This window comes from Aliiglaciecola sp. 2_MG-2023, from assembly GCF_030548145.1.
GTDB classification, from domain to species: domain Bacteria; phylum Pseudomonadota; class Gammaproteobacteria; order Enterobacterales; family Alteromonadaceae; genus Aliiglaciecola; species Aliiglaciecola lipolytica_A.
In genome coordinates this window covers 54,522-75,832 of the sequence record NZ_JAUORY010000007.1, presented here as the reverse complement: position 1 = coordinate 75,832, position 21,311 = coordinate 54,522, and the positions used below count along the sequence as shown (strand labels likewise).

14 protein-coding genes are annotated in these 21,311 nt (G+C 41.2%); 3 read left to right on the top strand and 11 right to left on the bottom strand.

Features of this window, described 5'->3' with window-relative positions:
• Positions 1-9: 9 nt before the first annotated feature.
• The 6 genes from Q4567_RS09180 to Q4567_RS09155 form a co-directional block, all read right to left on the bottom strand.
• Positions 10-672: an ATP-binding cassette domain-containing protein gene (locus tag Q4567_RS09180; protein ID WP_303500174.1), complete on the bottom strand. Its 663-nt coding sequence runs from the start codon at positions 670-672 to the stop codon at positions 10-12.
• Positions 659-2,314, bottom strand: coding sequence for an ABC transporter permease subunit (locus tag Q4567_RS09175; RefSeq protein ID WP_303500173.1), 1,656 nt, complete (start codon positions 2,312-2,314; stop codon positions 659-661). The genes Q4567_RS09180 and Q4567_RS09175 overlap by 14 nt, the downstream gene beginning before the upstream one ends.
• Positions 2,290-3,426: an ABC transporter substrate-binding protein gene (locus Q4567_RS09170; protein WP_252729416.1), complete on the bottom strand. Its 1,137-nt coding sequence runs from the start codon at positions 3,424-3,426 to the stop codon at positions 2,290-2,292. Before Q4567_RS09170 ends, Q4567_RS09175 begins: the two co-directional genes overlap by 25 nt.
• Before the next feature lie 76 nt (positions 3,427-3,502).
• A complete protein-coding gene (locus tag Q4567_RS09165) occupies positions 3,503-4,381 on the bottom strand; it encodes a DUF547 domain-containing protein (protein ID WP_303500171.1) in 879 nt (292 codons plus the stop codon).
• A 178-nt stretch (positions 4,382-4,559) separates the two neighbouring features.
• Positions 4,560-6,701: an FAD-dependent oxidoreductase gene (locus Q4567_RS09160; protein ID WP_303500170.1), complete on the bottom strand. Its 2,142-nt coding sequence runs from the start codon at positions 6,699-6,701 to the stop codon at positions 4,560-4,562.
• A gap of 7 nt (positions 6,702-6,708) precedes the next feature.
• Positions 6,709-9,054 (bottom strand): TonB-dependent siderophore receptor, encoded by a 2,346-nt coding sequence (locus Q4567_RS09155; RefSeq protein WP_303500169.1) that lies wholly within the window; start codon positions 9,052-9,054, stop codon positions 6,709-6,711.
• Between the two features lie 409 nt (positions 9,055-9,463).
• On the opposite strand from Q4567_RS09155, the gene Q4567_RS09150 reads away from it, so the two are divergent.
• On the top strand, positions 9,464-9,886 hold the full coding sequence (locus Q4567_RS09150) for a hypothetical protein (protein ID WP_303500168.1): 423 nt from the start codon (positions 9,464-9,466) through the stop codon (positions 9,884-9,886).
• Positions 9,887-10,345: 459 nt separating this feature from the next.
• On the opposite strand, the gene Q4567_RS09145 is transcribed toward Q4567_RS09150, so the two are convergent.
• Positions 10,346-12,157: a sensor domain-containing diguanylate cyclase gene (locus Q4567_RS09145; protein ID WP_303500167.1), complete on the bottom strand. Its 1,812-nt coding sequence runs from the start codon at positions 12,155-12,157 to the stop codon at positions 10,346-10,348.
• A gap of 539 nt (positions 12,158-12,696) precedes the next feature.
• Entirely contained in the window at positions 12,697-15,180 is a 2,484-nt protein-coding gene (locus Q4567_RS09140) for a hypothetical protein (protein ID WP_303500166.1), read from the bottom strand.
• Positions 15,181-15,545: 365 nt separating this feature from the next.
• Here Q4567_RS09140 and Q4567_RS09135 point away from each other — a divergent pair, with 365 nt between their 5' ends.
• Positions 15,546-17,114 carry a winged helix-turn-helix domain-containing protein gene (locus Q4567_RS09135; RefSeq protein ID WP_216050365.1) on the top strand — a complete coding sequence of 523 codons (1,569 nt, stop codon included), beginning with the start codon at positions 15,546-15,548 and terminating at the stop codon, positions 17,112-17,114.
• Positions 17,115-17,118: 4 nt separating this feature from the next.
• Here the strand turns inward: Q4567_RS09135 and Q4567_RS09130 are convergent, their stop codons facing one another.
• Together Q4567_RS09130 and Q4567_RS09125 are read right to left on the bottom strand one after the other, a co-directional pair.
• Entirely contained in the window at positions 17,119-17,904 is a 786-nt protein-coding gene (locus tag Q4567_RS09130; protein ID WP_303500164.1) for an alpha/beta fold hydrolase, read from the bottom strand.
• Between the two features lie 9 nt (positions 17,905-17,913).
• Positions 17,914-18,966, bottom strand: coding sequence for a class I SAM-dependent methyltransferase (locus Q4567_RS09125; protein ID WP_216050367.1), 1,053 nt, complete (start codon positions 18,964-18,966; stop codon positions 17,914-17,916).
• A gap of 245 nt (positions 18,967-19,211) precedes the next feature.
• On the opposite strand from Q4567_RS09125, the gene Q4567_RS09120 reads away from it, so the two are divergent.
• A complete protein-coding gene (locus tag Q4567_RS09120; protein WP_216050368.1) occupies positions 19,212-20,264 on the top strand; it encodes a DUF21 domain-containing protein in 1,053 nt (350 codons plus the stop codon).
• 86 nt (positions 20,265-20,350) lie between these two features.
• On the opposite strand, the gene Q4567_RS09115 is transcribed toward Q4567_RS09120, so the two are convergent.
• Positions 20,351-21,172: a zinc-dependent peptidase gene (locus Q4567_RS09115; protein ID WP_303500162.1), complete on the bottom strand. Its 822-nt coding sequence runs from the start codon at positions 21,170-21,172 to the stop codon at positions 20,351-20,353.
• Between the last annotated feature and the right edge of the window lie 139 nt (positions 21,173-21,311).

The window sequence follows — 21,311 nt, the reverse complement described above, 5'->3', positions numbered from 1 at the left end:
AATTTATTATTATAGACTGCGATAAAAATCAGCTAAGTCTAAGTGTTGGGCTTGTGCAGGAATATTATCTAGGTCGTGACTGACCATAATAGTTGGCACTCCTCGAGTTTGAAGTTGCGCAAATGCCCATTGACTCACTTGGGCGCTGGTTTTCGGATCCAGTGCTGCAAAAGGTTCGTCCATTAGCAGTGCTTTCGGCTCATTTGCCAGTGCTCTTACTAACCCCACTCTTGAGCGTTCACCACCACTTAGTTGTTCAACGTAATGCTTGGCGACGTAACCCATATCAATCTTATTTAGCATGGCTAAAGCTAGATCACGACGTTGATGCTTATTTAATTTATTAGGGGGTTGGTTTGTTAGATGCTTAGGTAGTGCAAAACAAATGTTATCTAGCACGGTTAAGTGAGGGAATAGATGTACATCTTGCATCAACAAACCTATACGGCGCTGTTCTATCTTGACAGCGTTAAGCTGCACATCGTTCAAGGTTATATCACCACTGACTTTAGCATGCTCTGGTGTGTCTCCTAACAGCCAGTGCAAAAAAGTAGATTTTCCCATACCACTTGGGCCAGTCAATACCAACAACTCGCCGTTTTTAAGGCGTATTTCTGGAAGTTCGATGCATCCGTTTTCCATAAAAATTTTACAGTGGCTAATGTGTAACATCGAAACTTCCCCGGACACGTTGTGCCATTATACTGGCGGTAAAAAAGGCAATAAAAGGCAATGAAGCTTGAACTAACATATAGATCGCAGTGATATTTTGTTCGTTACCAGAGGCTATCGCAACCGCTTCAGTAGTGATTGTGGTCACGCGGCCGGCTCCGATCATTAAAGTTGGAATATATTGGGCAACACTGACGGAAAAAGCGATCGCTAGAGCACTTAACATTGCGGGTCGCAGCAACATCATGCGAATTTTCCAAAATTGTTGCCAGTAATTGTATCCAAAGCTGGCGGCGACTAATTCAAAATGGCGATCCAGACTCTGAAACGGGCCGCGCAACACAAGGTAGCTATAAGCAAAGGTGAAGGGCAGGTGTGACAGGATTATCCAACCGCTATGATAACCGCCATTCAAAGCTGTATGTGATATTTGCCAACCATATACCATGCTCAGTTGCGGTAAAAGAATCGCCATTAACCAAATATAATCGGGTAAATAAACTGTGCTTTGACGTTGTAGCTCTAAGGCTAAAATTGCCATGAACACACCTATGACACCACCTAATAAAGCAATGTAGAGGCTGTTCAATAACGGCCCTTGCATAAAAAACCATTCGTCTTGCCATAATCTGAAAGACCAATTTACGCTGCTTAAGGTGTTAATTGTTCCTTGATTGTTCCAGCCTAACGACCAGACCAAAAAAGTCACTAAAATAGCAAGGGTTAACAGGCTAAAAAAACCTAACCAATGGGTAAATAGACGGCTAATTCGAACGATTTTTAAATTAGTTCCTTTTACTGCGTGATTGCGTAAACGTTTGACTGCCCACCATTCATGCAGATAAATGCCGACAATTAAAAGGGCTAACAAAACTAAAAGTACAAGATTACCAACAAAAGCCAAGGTTTGGTGTTCAGCAGTAAAACCGGTCTGCCAGTTATATAGCACGACAGCATAAAGTTCCGGAATATTAGGGCCTACCAATAAACTTATATCTAACACGGACAAGGAATAGGCCATAGCGGCGAGCAACGCTAAACGTGATTGTTTTAAGATGATAGGAAATACCAACAGCCACCAACTAGCACTTTCGCTGTGTCCTAGAGCTCTGCCTTGTAACAACCAATTTTTAATCGCTAACTGACGGCCTAAGGCACTGAATATTAATAAAAAGAATGGAACTTCTTTAATACTGATTGCGAACAACATTGTGACTAAGCTTTTGTGTGGTAAACCTAGCCATTGTGGTGGGGAATAGCCAAATACTCCCCAAAGGGAGGACCACAGCATACCACCAGAACTAAATAAATAAACTAAACCCAAGGCAACGGCTAAATGAGGTAACGATAATAGCGGGGCGAGTCGCTTTTCTAGCGCTTGCCAACGAGGGTTAAAACGATATTGACTGTACACCATAAACGCAATGTAAAGCGCCAATAAAGGAGCAAGTAACGATAACGCCAGCGTGCTTAATACCGTAGATGCTAAGCCGTTGTATGCAAAAAAACGCGCTATATCACTCCAAGATATAGCGACTGAAGGCCATATACCGACGATGATTCCAAATAGGGGAAGTCCTGCCACTAATGTAACAATCAACCAGCCGGTACTAAGCGTTAAGCGCCGTATTTTTGTTGCCATTGATCTTCAATAACTTGTTGCCATGAGCTATGCAGTTCTTGTTGCGAGGGGAGCGTTGATGCGGGATCTAATAACGGCCTAATCACCGCAGGATCACCCCAACTGCCATGTAATTTTTGATTCTGTGCTTCTTCACTTAATAAGAAGTTGATCACAACCTTTGCCCCTGATGGGCTTTGTGCGCCCTTTGGAATAGCCAAATTGTGGCTGTTAGTAATAGCGCCTTGAGTGAAATATAAACGTTGTGCCGAGACCGATATGCGCTTTTCCTGCTGCTCTTTGTTTAATTGATTTGGATTGAAACTGACGGCCATATCCAATTTGTTTTGTTGAAACAGCGAAAGTTGCTCGGTGTTTGAACTCGGAAAGGCACGACCTTGTTGCCAGATTAATGGATGCAATTGGTCTAAATATTCCCACAGCAAGGGGAGTAGTTTTGTTTGGGCTTCTGGGGTTGCGAATTCAAATAATCGTTTATCGTTGTTGCTAAGAGCCACTATAAGTTGCTTCAAAAATGTTGTGCCATGGAACTCTGGCGGTCTTGGATAACTAAGTCGGCCAGGGTGTTGTTTAGCAGCTTGCAGAATACTTGCCGGTGTGAAGTTTAAGTTCTGTTTGTCAGCACTGTTAAGTGCAAAGATATTCTGATTGGCAATAATGTTGTACTGGCCTACGCCCCAAGGTACTTCAAATTCTTCTATGGCTACACCAAAATCACTCTGTAACGAAAGTTGTTCGGTGGCCAGCATTGCACTATTGGGAATGGTTGACCACAAATTACCGAGTAACAACTGTTGTTGTTTTAAGTAACTGAAATTTTCGCCGTTTATCCAAAGCAAGTCGATGGCACTTTGGTTGCCTGACTCGGCTTTTAAACGGCTCACGGCTTCGCTAATATCCGCAACTTTAACGTGGCGCAGACGGATCTTGTAACGACTGGCAATTTCCCGCGCTGCCCAGCGCAGATAGTCATTGATTGGCTTTGAGCCACCCCATGCGTAAAAATACACGGTCTGGCCTTTAGCTTCAGTTAAGGTTTTTTGCCATTCTGGGCTAGTGGTCACTATGGTCGCGGTTGCACGCTGAGTTTCTTGCCCATGGGCAAACGGCATTACGCTACTCAACACAAGCAATAGCATTGTTATTGGCAGGGTAGCTCTGCTCATCATAGACGTTGTTACTGCCACGTTAAAAGTTCGCCACATCATTCAATCGCCAGTCATAATCTTTAAATGTGATGGGATAGTTTCCTTTTTTAATGATATCACGCTGGATTTGTGCGTTGCTATCACTGTCCACTAATGCGTCACTATACATATTAAGGACGTCGTATAATGAGCTAAATCCTTGCTGTCCTTTTTCAAAATCTTCACGGTACCATTGGAAAATTGAAGAAAGCGATGCTTCACCTTGTTGTCCTTTTACGATGATTTCGTTACGACTATTATCCGCTAAAAATAAGTGCATTTGACTATCAAGTTGAGCGTTGAGGTTATCTGCTGTAAAAGCTTCATTGCGAAGGGGAGGGCATGATACTGCAGCACAAACTAATGCCGCATGAATACGGGGCTCTTTAAACCACTGACGAATCATTTCATGCTCAATGTCGTCTAAATTGTGCTTTTTATCCAACAGATTAAAAAATTTCTTACTCCAGGGGGAGCTAAAAAATGAACCTAAGTCACGAATGGATTGAGCGTCGCCTTGTTTAAATTGCTCCCAGTTATCAACAATTAACTTTAAAGTGTAACCGTTGTAAGCGTTGATTAAAAAACTCAGTTGTTGTTGCTCATTCCAACCATCATATTGGCTCTTAGTTACACTTGAAAACGCACTTAAAGCTCGTTCTAACGCATCTTTTTTGAGAACCAATTGTTGGTATTTTACTCGGGTTTGCTTTTTGTCATCGGAGACTTGCACAACGTGCGCTAATAATTGGTTGTAGTTGTCAAAACCATGATCGAAGTCAGCAGCGTAGGATTTTGCACACACTAAAACAGCAAATAATACACTTGCCATAACACTGTTGATAACGATGCTTTTAATTTTACTTAAAGACGTGAACATATTATTTTCCGTTAAACTATCATTCATAAAAATGCGTCAAAAAGAACAAATTCGCAGCGATTAACCACTAGGTTAATCGCAACATTATTATTACCTTAAAACATTGGTAGGGCGCAGGCATGCTAACTAGCAAGTTAGATATTTGCTTTGCAACAATTCAAAAACGCCGGATACCCATTTATTTACGTCGCCAAGCGTGAAAACGCTCAACAAATGCCAATAGTTTTTGCGGTGCGTTATTTTTCTTCCAGTTGCCGGCCACGTTTTTATTGGCTTCAGCCATCGTTGGGTAAATATGGATCGTACCTAATAGTTTATTCAATCCTAAACCATGTTTCATGGCTAAAACGAATTCGGCTAATAGTTCGCCTGCATTTGCCCCTACTATGGTTGCACCGAGTATTTTGTCTTTCCCAGGTTTGGTTAACACTTTAACAAAACCGCGGGCGTGATCATCAGCCAGTGCCCGATCTAGCCCACCAATGTCATACCGAGTCACTTCTACTTGAATACCTTTTTGCTTAGCGGCTACTTCATTTAGACCTACTGTGGCAATTTCTGGCTCAGCGAAGGTCGCCCAAGGGATAACGCTGTAATCCACTTTAAAGATTTTAAAAGGTCTGAACAACGCATTCACTGCTGCATACCAAGCTTGATGGCTCGCAGTGTGAGTGAATTGATAAGGACCTGCAACATCTCCAGCGGCCAGAATATTAGGGTACTTGGTTTGTAAAAAGTCATTGGTGATAATAGTACGGTCTGTTTCGATACCAAGTTTCTCTAAACCAAAACCGGTTAAGTTCGCTTGGCGACCAACAGCGACTAAAATTTTATCAAACGGAATACGTTCTTCTTTACCTTCGTACTCAACAACTAACACATTGCCTTCGCTGGTGGTTTCCACCGCCATTGCGCTCGTGTTGAGGCGTAAATCGATACCGTCTTTTTCAAGCTGAATTTGTAAATGCTTGGCTGCATCTGGATCTTCTTTACTTAATACCTGCTCGCCACGTTCTATTTGTGTCACATGGGTGCCTAAGCGACCAAACGCTTGTGATAATTCACAACCAATTGGACCTCCACCAAGCACTATCATGCGTTTAGGCTGTTCTTGAATCTCCCAAAGATTATCTGCAGTTAAGTAGTCAATATCTTTTAAACCTGGGATATCAGGCACAAATGCACGAGCTCCGGTAGCAATAACAATATTGCGGGTGGTCAGGGATTGCACGCCATCTTCGGTTTGAATATCAACCTGCCACGGAGAAACAATGGTGGCATTACCAATGGCTACATTCACGCCCAAGGATTCGTAGCGTTCAACAGAATCATGAGGCTCAATAGATTTAATCACGCTATGTACTTTGTTCATCACCGCTTTAAAATCTACTTTTGGCGCATCATAGGTTACGCCTGCATTTTGCGAGGTGTGGTGAATGTGGGCTAATTTACTAGCATGTAATAAACTTTTAGATGGCACACAACCGGTATTCAGACAGTCACCACCCATTTTATGACGCTCAACTAAGGTTACTTTTGCTTTGATTGCTGCAGCAATATAAGCGGTAACCAAACCGGCTGAACCTGCTCCAATAACAACTAGGTTGCGATCGAATTTTTTGGGTTTTTTCCAGCCCTTATAGACACGACGTTGTTGCAATGCACTGAGCATGAATTTAGCGAGAATAGGGAAGATACCCAATAGCACGAAGGATAAAATCAAATCACCAGAAATGATGTCAGACAATTGATTAATTTCGACTAACTGGGTACCTGCGTTAACGTAGACCGCGGTTCCAATCAACATGCCTATTTGGCTAACCCAATAATAAGTCCAGGTTTTGATACTGGTAACACCCATTACTAAATTAATGATAAAGAAAGGAAATATGGGAACTAAGCGCAAACTAAGCAGGTAAAACGCACCGTCTTTTTCGATCCCTTTGTCGATTGACTCAAGCTTTTTCGAAAAGGTACTTTTAACCCAATCACGCAATAAAAAGCGAGATGCTAAAAATGCTAAGGTTGCGCCAATACTTGACGCGAATGAGGCAAGTAACAAACCCCAACCAAACCCAAATAATGCGCCTGCACCTAGCGTCAGAATGGCTGCGCCTGGTACACTCAAGGCCGTTGCCACAGCGTATATAATTAAGTAGCCAAAAAATGCCACTAACCAGTTAGCTTCAATGTATCCAGCCAATGATTGTTGATTGCTCTTTAAGCTTTCTAGGGTTAGGTATTGGTTAAGATCAAAGATAAAAAAGCTGGCGATTAATGCTGCAATTACTATGACCAATATTAAACGTTTACTGTTCATGTTGGGTTTAAGCCTTAAAATTGTATGTGTAGGTTAACTGAACATTTCTCGGAAGTTCAGGGAAAACTAGAGTTGATCCAAAATAGCCGCCCTCAAATACCGGACGCCAATTCTTTTCGTTGGTTAAATTACGCACTTCGAAGCGCAAATTCGATTGTTCAGAAAGAGCAATATTAGTGTTAATGTTAATGGTTATTTGATCCCGTATAAGTACGCTAGCAAGGTAATCCAGAGGGTAACTTTTAGTGTAAATCGCCGAACCTGAGACATCCCAGTTATCCAATATCTGATAGCCTGCACTGGCCGAAATTGTCTGCTGTGGAATACCTTGTACTCGTTGGTTTGAAGCTGCAAAACCGGCAAAGTTAGGTGCACCTATACCCGTGCCTTGAATGATGTCAGGACGAGAGTTGTCAAATGCATCAGCCACTTGCTGAGAATCTTGTGCACTGGCAGAATTATCATATCGAGCATCTAAATAGCTATATCCTAGGTTGGCCCATAACGCACGTCCTTGATAAAATACTTGGGCTTCGAAGCCGTCAGCGATAATGCCGGTGTTGCTGCCGTCGCGATTGCGTAAACTGCGAGTTTGTTCGAAGATTGACGCATCTGCATACCAAGGAGTGTCGGCAGGAGAGTATTTCATACCCAATTCGTACAACGTGTTTTCGGTTGTAAAGTTCAGTGGACTGATTTTGTTATCTGCACCTAATACTGTGCCGCCGCCCATGCTGTTTGAGGTTGCTTCGTTATAACTGTATGTCGCATAGGTCACCACAGAATCGGTTAATTTGAAACGCGCAGAAGCTGATCCTGAGTATAACCATTTAGAGAATGTATCTTGAGCTGCAATTTGTTCTTGTGGCGGCAAAGCATCTCTGGCCTCAACATTGTAATGATCGGCGCGAATACCAAGGGTAGTGCTAAAGCGGTCGTTCCAGTCACTTTCCTGTTCAGCAAACAACCCTGTTTGCCAAGTTGTGGAGTCTGTGGTGTCAGATAATGAAAAGTCATTTACGCCATCTCCATCTACATCGTAGTTGGCGCCGGGAGACACAAATACCCCTGGTCGTAACTCAACTAATCGAGATTTTTGCGCATCTGTCAGCGGAATTCGACGCTGTTCAATCGTGCCCAACAAATCAATCGGCAAGTCAGCTTCAGTGGTAAATTGACTGTATCCCAAAACATCGTTGTAACGAATATCAATGCCCCAAGTTGTTTGTTGTTCAGCCTGCCAAATTGAATTTATTTCAAGTCGGTTTTGAGCTGTTTTGGCACCATCGATAATTTCGACAAAACTGTTTTGTGCGATTTCTTCGCGCTCTAAATATTGAAAATAACTACGGTTAGTTAAGCTATGAATTGAATTTAACTCTCGCTGGTAAGTACTATGAAAAACATAGGTTTGTGCCGTATTGATATTATCTGGATCGGTTAGTACTGTGCTGCGGGGAATCTCCACTTCGCCGGTTGGCGATACAATCGCAAATGCACCGGGAATTAGTGAGCCGTTTGGTTGCACCCCTTGACCGGTAATATAAAGGCCATTGTCGATTAAGTTCTGAGTAGGCCGGTTAATTCCTGCATTATCAGTGAAATCCACGTCATAATATTCGAAACTGATATCCCAGCTCGATTTGTCATCGGGGAGCAGGCGTAATGTCACGAATAAATCTTCACTCTGAAATCCGCTATAGTCGAAGTAGCTATCGTTATCGATATACTCGGCACTCACGCGAATCCCACTTTTGCCTTCTTCAATGGCTGTATTTATATCTAACTGAGCGCGATAGTGTTGCCAACTGCCTGCATTGGCCTGAAATTTGATATCCGTCCCTGATAAAGAAGCGACTTTGTTGTTTAGGTTAACAAAACCACCGTTTCGTTGACTTGTCCCTAAAATGACAGAGGGAGCTCCTTTTACTACATCAATTTGTCCCACGCTGTTAAAAGACAGTGGAATACCAAAGCCGTTGTTACCTGCTTGACGTCGCATTCCTTGTTGGAATAATTCCCCTAATTGACCACGAATTGTGGGTAGACTCGGTGCGCCAAAGCCACTTGCTGAGTAGGTGTTTGGCACTAACGTCAGCACGTCTTGCAAATCATCAATAGACAGTTGCTCTAGCATATAAGCAGAAATTGAAGACACTGAGCGAGCGATTTCCGTTAAGTTTTTATCTTTCCCAAATGGGCCATCGATGACTGCATTTTTAGGCGATAAAACAAGGGCGGGCTGCACTTCGCCTGTCACTATTACATGTTCAATATTATTTTCTTGAGCTGCAACGGGATAGGTCATAATCAAACTAACACCGACTAACAACTGCTGTGATTTGGTTACCATTGCTGTTCCTATAATTAATCACTCTGAGCCTAGAGACCTAGCGCCGCCGATTTTTATTGCACACTTATTCCAAATAATTGGAAATTTAGTCATATATATGAAAAATAATTATGCCTTAGGTTGCCCTATAAGAGACTAATTTCCTAATCCCATTGGCAAATACCCATTTATAAATTGGCGTTATACAAAATCCAATTGCCGTTATTGGTCTCTAAAAATCCACTACTTAGCGTGAAAGCTATATTGAATTTAAAAAACCTGAAAGAAAAATTAGAAAACTCGGTCTGATGTTATTCCTGTTCTCAGGTCGATGGCAGTAGAGGGGGCTTAAATCTTACCTACGCCAATAACTGCGTCGATAAAAGACGTTTAACAATATCAAAATCAACTGTGCTACTAAGGAATTTAAATGAGTGAAGTACTTCCTAACGAAATTCGGAGCCGCTTACAGTGGTCTCTTTTATCACTAAGACTAGGGGTTTTCCTCGTCATGTTTGTTTGGACATTAGATAAATTTGTCAATCCAGGACACAGTATCAAAATTTTTGAGCATTTTTATTCTATACCGGGGATGGGAGAAACTATGGCTTATGTGCTAGGCGCATTACAGCTTATTTTAGTGTTCGCTTTTTTAGCCGGTGTGAAAAAACGTTTGACGTACGGACTTATTTTCTTACTCCATGGCGGCTCAACTTTATCTGCAATGGGTCAGTATTTTGATGCCTTCAATAACTTATTGTTTTTTGCTGCATGGCCTATGTGGGCAGCGTGTTTCGCCCTTTATTTACTGCGCTCAGAAGATACTAAGTTTACCCTCGCCAAATTATCATAATAACGCAATATTTTTTGATTCAAGTAAAGTCGCTACTCCAGCGACTTTATTTTAATTTAGTTGTGTCGTTGCCAAAACAGCTATGTAATAAGAGTTCGCTTGGATGAGGCCCTTTGCCGGCAGCTTGATAAATTAAACCTGACATTTTTTTGCCGTCAGATTCAAAGATTAATTCTTTACAGCTCGCTGCATCATTACTAAGTGACTTTGCATAAGTGAGGTGGGACAAAGCTCAATAAAACTAACATGCAGAGCAGAGGTGTTTGTGTAAAGTGTTTCATGAACTTCCCTTGTTGATATTGAAGTGGCCAATATCATATGCTGGATAATAACGAATTATCTTATTCAATATTTACACATATTAGAATGAACCAAAAAACAATTGATCGCGGCTATTGTCTTGATTGTGATAAGTTGATGGCGTTGGCTAATGTGAGTTTCAAAGAATCCCATTCACATCTACTTAGAAAGTTGAGGCTCTGGCTGACTTTGATTACGGCCGTTTTGTTTGGCAAGATAGAGTTGTTTATCAGCTCGACTAATTAACATTTCCAAATTGTCCTCAGCTGCTGGAACCATAGATGCGTAGCCCACACTTAAAGTAATATACGGATGGACCTGTAGATCATCGCGCGGAATGTTTTCTGTAATTACTGCTTGGCGAATTTTTTCTGCTATTTCCCACGCGCCTTTTTCATCAGTTTGCGGCAATACCAATATAAATTCTTCGCCACCGTAACGGGCAAGTAAGTCGGTAGGACGTTGAATTTGCTTTAGAATACAAGTTGCCACTCGAATCAGAGCGGCATCACCCTGTTGATGACCATAGTTATCGTTGAACGCTTTAAACTGATCAACATCACATAAAATAATTGCCAAAGGGGTTTGTTGACGCAACGCCAAGGCCCATTGAAGTGCATAGGTTTCATCGAAAACTCTTCGATTAGCAATGCCGGTCAGGGGATCTCGCTGAGAAAGCGCGAGTAATCTTGTATTTGCGTTTTCTAGTTCTATGGTGCGTTCAGCCACCCGTTGTTCAAGCTCAGCTATCGATTGGAGTTGAGCTCCTGCCAAACGAGCTAAGCTTGCCGACAAGCCTCGAACTTCCGGTATAAAACTATGTTGAAAAGGCGCTTTTTGTAACTCACTCAAGGCTCCGTCTAGCGCCATATTACTGATATTTTCTATTGGTTTGGCAATCAGTTTAGTGAGTGCTGCTCCTAGCGCAACCATGGACAATAAGGTCACTATCATCAGAATAATCGTGTTTGAGGTCTTACCTTGAATCACTGAAATGGTCACGTCAAGAGGTTGTAAAACAGCTAATTGCCATACTTTTCCATAACCTAGTTGAATATCTTTCAGCGTTAAAAGGTAATCGCGACCTTGTATCTCGATAAGTTGTTCTGAAGATTGGTAATGCTGATATGTCGCCAACTTTTTTAAAACAGTGCTAGGGTGGTTACTCAGCGTAAAACGTGTATTTTTTTGCGGATCGGCTAGCAAATAATGCTGGCTAGAAGAGGCAAGTAGAGTGCCGTCTTGTTCAAACAAGATGGCGATACTGTCGTTATTTAATTTGAGTTTATTTATATATTCATTTAGGCGCTCTAAGCTAAAGTCAACGGCGGCAACGGCAATTACCTCGCCTTGTTTATTGGTCACTGCTTGCGAGAAACTAATCGCGTATTTTTCCCCTTCGAGATACTGATAAACATTGCCCCAGCAAGGTATTTTGGTTTGGGTTACCGCACAACGCATAAACGGCCGTAGTCGCGGGTCGTAGGGACCAATGTCTTTAGTCTGTTTATTTGGCAAGTCTTGATCATTTATTGAAAAGCCTTGCAGGTGGCCATCACTATTCAATATGTTTGTGGCAATTTCTAAGGAGTTGCTATTTAGAGGTGGTCTGGAGGCCGCGATGTAACGTCCATCATTAAAAGCTAAGGTAACAAAGTTAAGCTGATCAGACTGGCGTAATTGACTAAGTAGCCAAGGAGAATTGTGAATTGGTTTATCGCTGGAAAGAACCCCCTTTTTTAATGCTTGTACATTATTTAATACCAAAGCAGGCATCATTTCTGTCATATTATTAATATAATTTTCGACATGTTGAGTAATTAATTCATTGAAGGCATGGGCCATTTCCAACGCAACTGCGCGATTATTGTTGTATGACACCGCAGCGAAAACAACAGTTGCAATGATAAGCAAACATGTAAAGGGCACTATGATTAAAATGCGTAACGGTAATGAGCGCGGTATTTTCATAAAAATTTTTATCTTTGTGCAACTAAGGTAAATCTAAAAGGTTGGCTATGATATGAATTCCCTGTATTTACGAATAAGTATGGGGATTCTCGACAGCATTAATTTTGTGCTCAATAATTATACTATTACTTAAGGGCAAATATGTTATGGGGTATTAAGTGTAAGTATGAATGCGGCAATTTTATCACTACATAAATAAGAATGGACAGCACAACATGCTTTTTATTAAATTAACAACAACGGAAACATGAACACAGTAAAAAAGCGTTTGCGGCTGATAAGAACTCCATACACGTTAACTTTCAACGTTAGGTACTTGTTTTTAATTCAGACAGAATAGCGAAATTCCAGACAAAGAATATTATACATTAGTTGAATAGCGTTGCTTTGCAACAGTACATTCGCTATTAAATAAATCGTTTGTTATCGACAATACATATATTTGAGGATCGATAATACGTATGACGGGTTTTGAGTTGATTGATGATGTTGTTGGGTTTCAATCACTAAATTAATCAATAAATTTAGTTTAAGCCTGCTCAAGTTTTTTTGCTGCTAACAGCATTTCTTATTAAGGGGAGCAGCAATAATATAAGCAAGCCTATATTTATCGCACCACTTCCAGAGCTTGTATCTGTTTCGACATCATCGGCATCCTGAGTTACCACTAATTCTAGCTTAGAGGCCGTTTGGTTGATGGAAATTTGTAAGCCTTGTTCGCTTAAATCAGCAACGACTAGGTTATCAAACTCACCTGAAATCTGTTCTGCCAACAGCAATTCGAAGGTGTCGCCACTATTTAAACTGAGGTTATCCGACAAGCTTACTTGCAGTGTTCCTGCCAACGTGGCAATTGCACCAACATCTATTGATGTATAACTTACTCCTCGTTCTGCTCCTTCAATTTCTATGTGAAGTGAACTATTTTCAGTTAAATTCATGTTGCCTTGAATGGTCAATAGGCTTGGCTCATCAGCTAACTGTATATCGCCATTAAAAGTGACGGTGCCATCACCTTGAATCATTTCTTTTCCTATAAAACTCGAGAGAAAATGTAAATTACTTGCCCCATTAACGGTAATCACTCCTTTGTTGGTCGTCTCAGCGGATATCGTTAACGATTGATTTGCTAATACCTCTATTAGACCTTCATTTAACACCACTGAATCTAAGCTACCTTGTCCAAAAATGCTTGAACCAATATGCACTGTCAAACCTTCAGTCACGCTCAAAATACTATCTTGCAGAGTAATATGAACACTGCCGGCACTGCCACCTAAAGTAAGTGATTTGATTGTTGTGTCGGCAATGGGACCTAGTATGTCGATATTCTGTTCAGGATTGATAATCACATCGGTAAATTGGTCAGGTAAGCCTCCAAAATGCCAACGTGACACATCATCCCAGTCTCCTTCTTCAACATCGGTTCGCCAACCAAAATCCGGTGTCCAAGCAAGAATCCCTTGATGACCATCCTCATATCTTACTTTGTATGCCACTGTACCTGTATCGCTTAAACCATTCGCTGGACCAACAGGATTATTATTAAAAAAAATCTCACTGATAACTTTACCGTTATGTTCTCGTCCTTCACGTTCTATGGTTTCATAATGAATACCATCAGTGATAATCAAAATATCTTCGGTGCGTAAATAAGGGCCTTCATCATCGAACACTTCTTCTAAAGCTAAATCGGCCTGAAATACCACTAAGCCATTATTGTTTATTGCCGGATCTTTAAAGTTTCGCAAAGTGCCGTCTTCATAGCTCATGTGTTTTCTCGCTATTTCGATCACCTCTGTTTCTGATGCTCTAAACACTCCGTCAATTTGCGAAGTTTCTGTTAATAAATCGACGATTAGCGCAAATTGCCCTAAATCGTTCAAAGCGGCACGTGGTTTAGCTGAAAAGCGGCTGAGTAAGTCGCCGTATGTGGCAGTGCCATCGGGGGTTGTTTGCCCTTTTAGTAAAATCATTTTGGTTGATAAGGTGTCAGCTAAGAACAATCCTGAGCCGTTGGCTAAACCGTTTTCATCTCGTAACAACGCCTTAAAGCCTATTTGCTGATGATTATTAATGCGAGCATCATATAATTCAGAAAAATAGCGATTTTCTATTTCACCGGTGGGTGCTATGTCACCTTCATGGACAACAAGGGAGTAGCTGGTGCCGGAAACTTTATATAAACCTGAATTGTTATAGTCGTCTTCCGAGTCATTTAAACCGGAAAATACTCCGTCGCCATAATCGTTAGTTTGTAGCCCGGCAGGGTGGGTTAAAACCCCACCATTTGCGGGATCACCTTTACGGACAAGTTCGACAATTGAGTTGTCGTTAAAACGTTTAAAGTACGCTGTATTGTCTAGTGTGTCATTTTCAGTGTTGTTTAATGCGGAAAAAAATATGACGTTATTGTTGCTGCTAATCCCAGCTAAACTAGCGATATTAAATTCACGGTATTCTCCATTAGATGATGGGACAGTAGCGCCTGCCTCGGCAACAAGAACAAAGGCGTTTACTGATTCAACAGCAATAATTGAGTTACCCAGGTCGTTAGAACCCGGCACCAAAGGTAACATCAAGGCCAAATTCGTAAAATCGCCAGCTGCTGAGTAACTTGGAGCTGGCGTATTGGTAATTTTAAAAGCGCTCGAAATATACAGATCGTTGAGATGAAACGAGCGATCACCAACGGTCAGAAATTGATTTTCTCTTACAACCTCTTCAAGCGTCAGCACCACTGGACCAAGGGTTCGGGGCACAAACATTCGATAAATTCCAGTATCATCGTTTTCACCTTCGCTGGTATTAATTAAACGACTAGTAAATACCACCTCGTTGAAAGAATTAATTGTCGCACCTAAAAAGATATTAAATTGGCCATTATCCCCTGGCACAGTCTGTTCGGTTTGCGCAATTGTCTGTGTGGAACTTGCTAAACTAGACTGGCTTAGCATGATGCTCAAAAGGCTGGCTATACTGAATATCGAACAAACTTGATGTTTAAAATTCCATTTCTGCATAATTTTATCTAACGTGATATTGGCTTACTTAAAAGTGTAATAGATAGCTGCGTGTATTGATTGAATGTATCCACGGATTTTTAGTATTCCCAACACTCAATTTTCAATTTTCACTACGCAGTTTAGGGTAAGTTGAATCTAATCAAAGTGACTGGATATTGATTATGTGAGCAATAGAGTTACGAATCAGATACGCTAGCTGCTTTTATTTGTCTATTGAACAGGCTTTATTTATCCTAAATCAATGTTAAATTTCAGCGCGATTAGGATTCATTGGGCATTCTTTTTCTACCCCATTAGATTAAAACCATTAGCTAATATTTATGGATTATAATTAGTAAATCGGCGAACCTAAGGAGAGGGGGATGATCTATCAATTTAATGACTATCAATTAGATACTGAAAAAGTAGAACTCAGGTGCAGAGACGTTGTGATTGCCGTTGAGCCACAGGTATTCTGTTTACTGCAAGTGTTAATCGAAAATCGCCATAGAGTTTTAAGTAAAGATCAACTTATTGACTTAATTTGGCAAGGTAAACCACTGTCAGACTCGGTGGTATCAAGCCGCATTAAATCTACCAGAAAGGCCATCGGTGATGATGGTTCCGCCCAAAAACTGATAAAAACAATACACGGTCGCGGATTTCGTTTTGTCGGGGATATTTCCACCTTAGATTTTCAAACTGAACTAGCGACTGATTCTGTAAAGCCACATCAGCAAGAAATAGACACTGCCTCCATTCAAGACCGTAAACCATCGATTATAGTGTTGCCCTTTACCTGTATTCAATCTTCAAATGAATTCGCCATATTGCCTGAAGGATTTGTAATCGACATCATTTTAGGTTTATCACGTTTGCGTTGGTTGAAAGTTATCTCCAGAGCAAGTTCATTTCAATTTAGTTCCGATGTTCAATGTGACACCATAGTTTCACATACGGGGGCAAAATATTGTCTTTCAGGTTGCATAGAAAGGGTGAACAAAAAACTGACGTTGACCATAGAGCTGAGTAATTTGCTAAGCCAAGACGTGATTTGGATTGAGCGAATAGAAGGCAAGCTAGATGATATTCATCAAATGCGTACAGATATTGTCAATAAAGCCGTGGCAACATTAGAGGTACAAATATCGACTAATGAAGCGCAAATTGCACAACTTTCACCGATTGAAAATTTGGATGCTTGGGCGGCGTATCATTTAGGCATGGCTCACCTCTATCGTTTTACCCAGCTAGATAATGAGAAAGCCATTAGCTTGTTTACTCGGGCAATTAAATTAGAACCTATGTTCTCTAGGGCTTACGCAGGTTTGTCGAGTTGTCAGTATCAAAATGTATTTAATCGATATTCTGGATGCGATCCAGTTCTTGAAGCCGTTGAGGCGAAAAGAAGTGCGCAGCGAAGCATTGAACTTGATCCCCTAGATGCATTTGCTAATTTTGCCATGGGCCGTTGTTTTTGGTTGAGTGAGGGGCCTGAAGATAGTTTGCCTTGGCTAGAACGTTCGCTTTCAATTAACCCCAATTTTGCGCAAGCGTATTATTCCCATGGCTTAGCTTCTGTGATGTCTAATAATGCTAACGATGCAAAGCAAGATGCTTCCCAAGCTATAGAGCTCAGCCCATTAGATCCGTTTTTATATGGATTTTATGGTGTTAGGGCATTCTCATATATTTCTTCTGGAGATTATGAAAATGCGCGAATATGGGCTAATCATGCGGTTAGGCAACCCGGCGCTTTATTTTTGATGGATATTTTAGCAACAGTGGCTAATTCGTTAGCTGGACATGAAAAAGAAGCCGCTTTCTGGGCTGCTAGAGCCAAAAAGAAAAGGCCAGATCTGGCCCATGATTATTTTTTTAGGGTACTTCCATTTACCCAAGGAGTCACTCGCGAACGGATAAATCAGGCACTGAACAAGCATAACCTATAAAATGTTAATTGCGATGAATTCCCTCAACATGCTGCATAATTGCTTGGTTGACTGCAGCCGGATTTTGGATAGGCCCCATATGCCCTAAACCATTTAACTGAAGCAGAGAAGCATTTGGCAGTTTCCCCGCCAGTAGATGACTCATGTGTTTTGCTATCTCCACTGTTTTATCACCAAATATCAGCCTTACAGGACCTGAGTAAGGTTGATATTCAGATGGATATTCAACTTCAAATAAGCCATCTTTAAAGTCTTGGGCGGTAATTGTTGCATATTGAGCAAGCTGTTGTTGAGCGTCACTTCGTAAACTTTGCCAATGTCCCTTACCCATCCAAAAGTTAATGAATAATGCCATGGCCTGCAAAGGTGAGGCATTGGTAACCTTGGTTGCCAGAGTCTGTATTTCATTTAACAATTGAACCCCCTTTTGATCTGTTGCTTGGCGAAATACGTCAAGTGATGTTGGTTCATAGACTGTGACACTCAAACACTTATTGGGGAAGATTTCAGCTAGTCGCAACGCGAGTGCACCACCAAACGAATGCCCTACTAAATGGACAGGGTGATTTAACTGAATAAAGTCGTTCAACATAGGTTGCAAACGGGCCGTCAACCCCACACTAGGTGGGCTGAACTGACAGCCGTAACCCGGTAGATTAGGCGAGATAACCTCACGATAGCCAGAATACGCTTTTCGCAAGGACTGCCACTGCTGTCCTGTGCTCGCCGTCCCATGCAGCGCAATAATGGGACGGGAGTTAAGGTTTTTGGGAATTTTAGTGTTCGCCATTTTTACTGTTTAATCCGGACGATTTGCTTGAATAACAATATTAAATGGCGTGTCAGCGATTTTTTTCACATTCACAAAACCGGCTTCTTCAAGGACTTCTGACAAACGTTTTTGGCCAGCTTGCGCACCTAAAGCCAGCCCCACATCTTGAGAAAGTGAACAGGGAGTGCACACTGCCGTTGATGCGGCGTAGTACAAGCGACTGACTGGATTAATATTTTCTTCTACAGCATCACCTGCAGCCGGTTCAACTAACAACAAACTGGACCCAGGTTTTAGTGATTTTAATGCGTGTTGAGCCGCGCCAACAGGGTCACCCATATCATGTAAACAATCCATGAAACAAATCAAATCAAACCCGATTGATGGATACGACTGTGCATCAATAGTTTCAAAAAACGTATTGGACTGAGCAGGCTCAGATGAAGCTCTATCCGTTGCTGTTTTGATAGATTCCAAATGATTATCAAAGCCATAGAACTTCGATTGACGAAATGCATTCGCCATGACTATTGTTGATGCACCATGGCCACAGCCAACATCAGCAACCAAAGCACCTTCTTGCAACTTGGTAATGACGCCATCCATTGCCGACAACCAATCATTTATTAAAAAAGACTTATAACCTGGTCGGAAAAGTGATTCGCTGCCACAGAATAAACGATGATGATGAGCACCCCATGAAATGCCTTCACCTGTTTTAAATACATTTTTAAGTAAGTCTTCGTCATGCCAAAGAGACGCTGCAACTTCAAGGGCAGGTACTAAAAAAACAGGACTCTCAGGGTCTGCGAGAACTGGTACATGTGCATCGGGAAGTTGATAGGTTTTATTCGTCTTGTCATAAACAATATATTGTCCAGCCACTTGGTTATTAAGCCACTCCCGAACATAACGTTCTGCCAATCCAAGTTTTTCTGAAAGGCTTATGGAAGTATATGGCCCTGAGTAAGCCATAGCTTCATATAATCCCAATTTATGACCTAAACTTGTCATTACACCCGACAAAGTGGCGCTCACATCGGTAACCACTTGACCTGCAAATTCTTCAGTAGTTTGCATTTTTGCTTTCCTTATTTGGTTAAGTTAAAAATTTTATTGTGTTGAAATCACCTAACTAGATTAGGTTAATGGCAATTGGCAAACTTGAAGATCAGCTGATCATTTTATGAAGAATCGATGGAAAGGGCAGTTAACAGTGTTTTGGGGTTGATAAACAGTATAAATACTGTTGAACACAGCTTCAGCTTTAGTACTAAGAGGTTATACTGAAATTATCCGCTATGTAGATATTAAGGTGCCAAACAATGGACTATCTAATCTGGTTCGGAATTATTTTTTGCTTGGTACAATCGGCTATTTTTTCAGGTTTAAACCTTGCCTACTTTAGCATCAGTCGTTTGCGTCTTGAGATTGAGGTAGCTAACGGTAATACCGCTGCGGCAACAATTTTGTGCTTACGTAAAGATTCCAATTTTTTGCTAACAACGATTCTGTGGGGGAATGTTGGTATCAACGTATTGCTAACACTTCTGTCTAATTCTGTGATGGCAGGTCTTGTCGCCTTTCTGTTTAGCACTGTTGTCATTACAATTGGGGGAGAAATAGCACCGCAGGCGTATTTTTCCAGAAATGCATTACGAATGGCATCGATGTTGACGCCCGTTTTACGTGTTTACCAGTTCGTTTTATATATTATTGCTAAGCCAAGCGCGTTGATTCTTGATTTATGGCTCGGTAAAGAAAGTGTTCAGTACTTTCGTGAACGTGAACTGCGTCAATTATTGCATAAACATATTGATGCAGAGGATTCAGACGTTGATGTTATCGAAGGAATTGGCGCACTTAATTTTCTTGCCCTTGATGATGTGCCGGTATCTGAAGAAGGGGAAGTGCTATCTGAACAAAGTATTATTTGTGCTGATATTGTCGAGCATAAGCCTGTTTTTTTCGCAGGTGACCTCGCTCCTGAACTGATGCAAAAACAGTTTGCCCATAAATTGTCATCCATTGCACATCAGTGGATTGTGGTCACCAATAGTGATAACTATCCTGTTTTTGTACTTGATTCCGATGCCTATTTACGCAGTGTATTTTGTGCGGATGGCAAGGTAATTGACCCATTTTTGTATTGTTATAAACCGGTGATTCTAAAAGATCCTAAAACACGGCTTGGTGCGGTACTAACATTAATGAAAGCCGAAGAAGATCTACACTCAGATGCGCCCCTTAAGCAAGATCTTATACTTCTTTGGGCAGATCAAAAGAGAATAGTGACAGGTGCTGACATTTTAGGACGACTGCTCAAAGGTATCGGACTTTACGACTCTCTCGATTTACAACAGCAAAAAGCAATGTGATTGTCACTCGTCGGCCTGTTTATTTGACTCATTTTGTGTTTTTTAATGATCAAATAACAATTATAAAGAAGCTAGAACCATATTGTTTACCAAAGGCTAGGATCAACACGATAGAACAATCTTAATTGTTGATAAAGCTTTGGATGTTCATGCTTAAGTTGCTTGGATTTTTCAAAAAACACTTCGCTTGCCACTGCAAAAAATTCGGCGGGATTGGTGGCCCCATAGTAATCAAAAATTGAATGGGTTCCAGTTTTAGCGTGGTGTTTAAGTTGCTCAAATTGAGCTGAAAAAACATCAGCCCAACTCGCGTAACTTTGATCTTTACCCAAAATTGGTGCACCGTCGGCTAAACCGTCTTCTTGATCTAACTGATGTGCAAATTCATGGATCACCACATTGTGGCCATCATTTGGCAAATATGCACCATCGAGGGTATCTTGCCAAGACAATACAATTTTACCAAACCCCCAAGATTCTCCCGACATTGCGACATTTTGAGTGAAGTGCACGCCGTCTGAACTTCTACTTTGCTGTTGTTTAGCGAAAGCACTTGGATAGACTAAAATAGTTCGCAGTTTCGGATAATAGTCAGTTTTCCGGTTGAGTAAAAGTAAACAGGCTTGGGCAGCAATAGTAACTCTAATTTCATCGGTAATAACAACACCATTGCAACCGACAAAGTTTTTTTCCGATAAAAACACTTGGATGTGCTGTTTTAGCTGCAATTGTAAGTCCGCAGGCATTTTTCTGAAATAGGGCATTCGTTGCTGCAGGACTTTTCGCCATGCCTTTGGGAATGGCACACGATTCATTCTTTTTCGTTTGAATTCACGCCAATAGGGTTTGCCTATAATGAAGGCAATAATTACAGCACCAATTAAGATTGGTAATAAAATAGACAGCATGAGTATCTTTTAAAAAATATGATTCACTGATAGATAGGTCTTAACCAACTCTTTTCAAGCGTTATCTTCACCCTTATCAATCATCAAGTTTGACTTAATTCAGTATTTAAGGTGACAGCCACTGTAAATAGCGGTTTGA

Bases quoted from the DNA above. Each gene is read 5' to 3' on its own strand.
- Q4567_RS09180 (WP_303500174.1), bottom strand. From the start codon at position 672: ATGTTACACATTAGCCACTGTAAAATTTTTATGGAAAACGGATGCATC.
- Q4567_RS09115 (WP_303500162.1), bottom strand. From the start codon at position 21,172: ATGCTGTCTATTTTATTACCAATCTTAATTGGTGCTGTAATTATTGCC.
- Q4567_RS09160 (WP_303500170.1), bottom strand. From the start codon at position 6,701: ATGAACAGTAAACGTTTAATATTGGTCATAGTAATTGCAGCATTAATC.
- Q4567_RS09155 (WP_303500169.1), bottom strand. From the start codon at position 9,054: ATGGTAACCAAATCACAGCAGTTGTTAGTCGGTGTTAGTTTGATTATG.
- Q4567_RS09145 (WP_303500167.1), bottom strand. From the start codon at position 12,157: ATGAAAATACCGCGCTCATTACCGTTACGCATTTTAATCATAGTGCCC.
- Q4567_RS09125 (WP_216050367.1), bottom strand. From the start codon at position 18,966: ATGCAAACTACTGAAGAATTTGCAGGTCAAGTGGTTACCGATGTGAGC.
- Q4567_RS09170 (WP_252729416.1), bottom strand. From the start codon at position 3,426: ATGCCGTTTGCCCATGGGCAAGAAACTCAGCGTGCAACCGCGACCATA.
- Q4567_RS09130 (WP_303500164.1), bottom strand. From the start codon at position 17,904: ATGGCGAACACTAAAATTCCCAAAAACCTTAACTCCCGTCCCATTATT.
- Q4567_RS09140 (WP_303500166.1), bottom strand. From the start codon at position 15,180: ATGCAGAAATGGAATTTTAAACATCAAGTTTGTTCGATATTCAGTATA.
- Q4567_RS09175 (WP_303500173.1), bottom strand. From the start codon at position 2,314: ATGGCAACAAAAATACGGCGCTTAACGCTTAGTACCGGCTGGTTGATT.
- Q4567_RS09135 (WP_216050365.1), top strand. From the start codon at position 15,546: ATGATCTATCAATTTAATGACTATCAATTAGATACTGAAAAAGTAGAA.
- Q4567_RS09150 (WP_303500168.1), top strand. From the start codon at position 9,464: ATGAGTGAAGTACTTCCTAACGAAATTCGGAGCCGCTTACAGTGGTCT.
- Q4567_RS09120 (WP_216050368.1), top strand. From the start codon at position 19,212: ATGGACTATCTAATCTGGTTCGGAATTATTTTTTGCTTGGTACAATCG.
- Q4567_RS09165 (WP_303500171.1), bottom strand. From the start codon at position 4,381: ATGTTCACGTCTTTAAGTAAAATTAAAAGCATCGTTATCAACAGTGTT.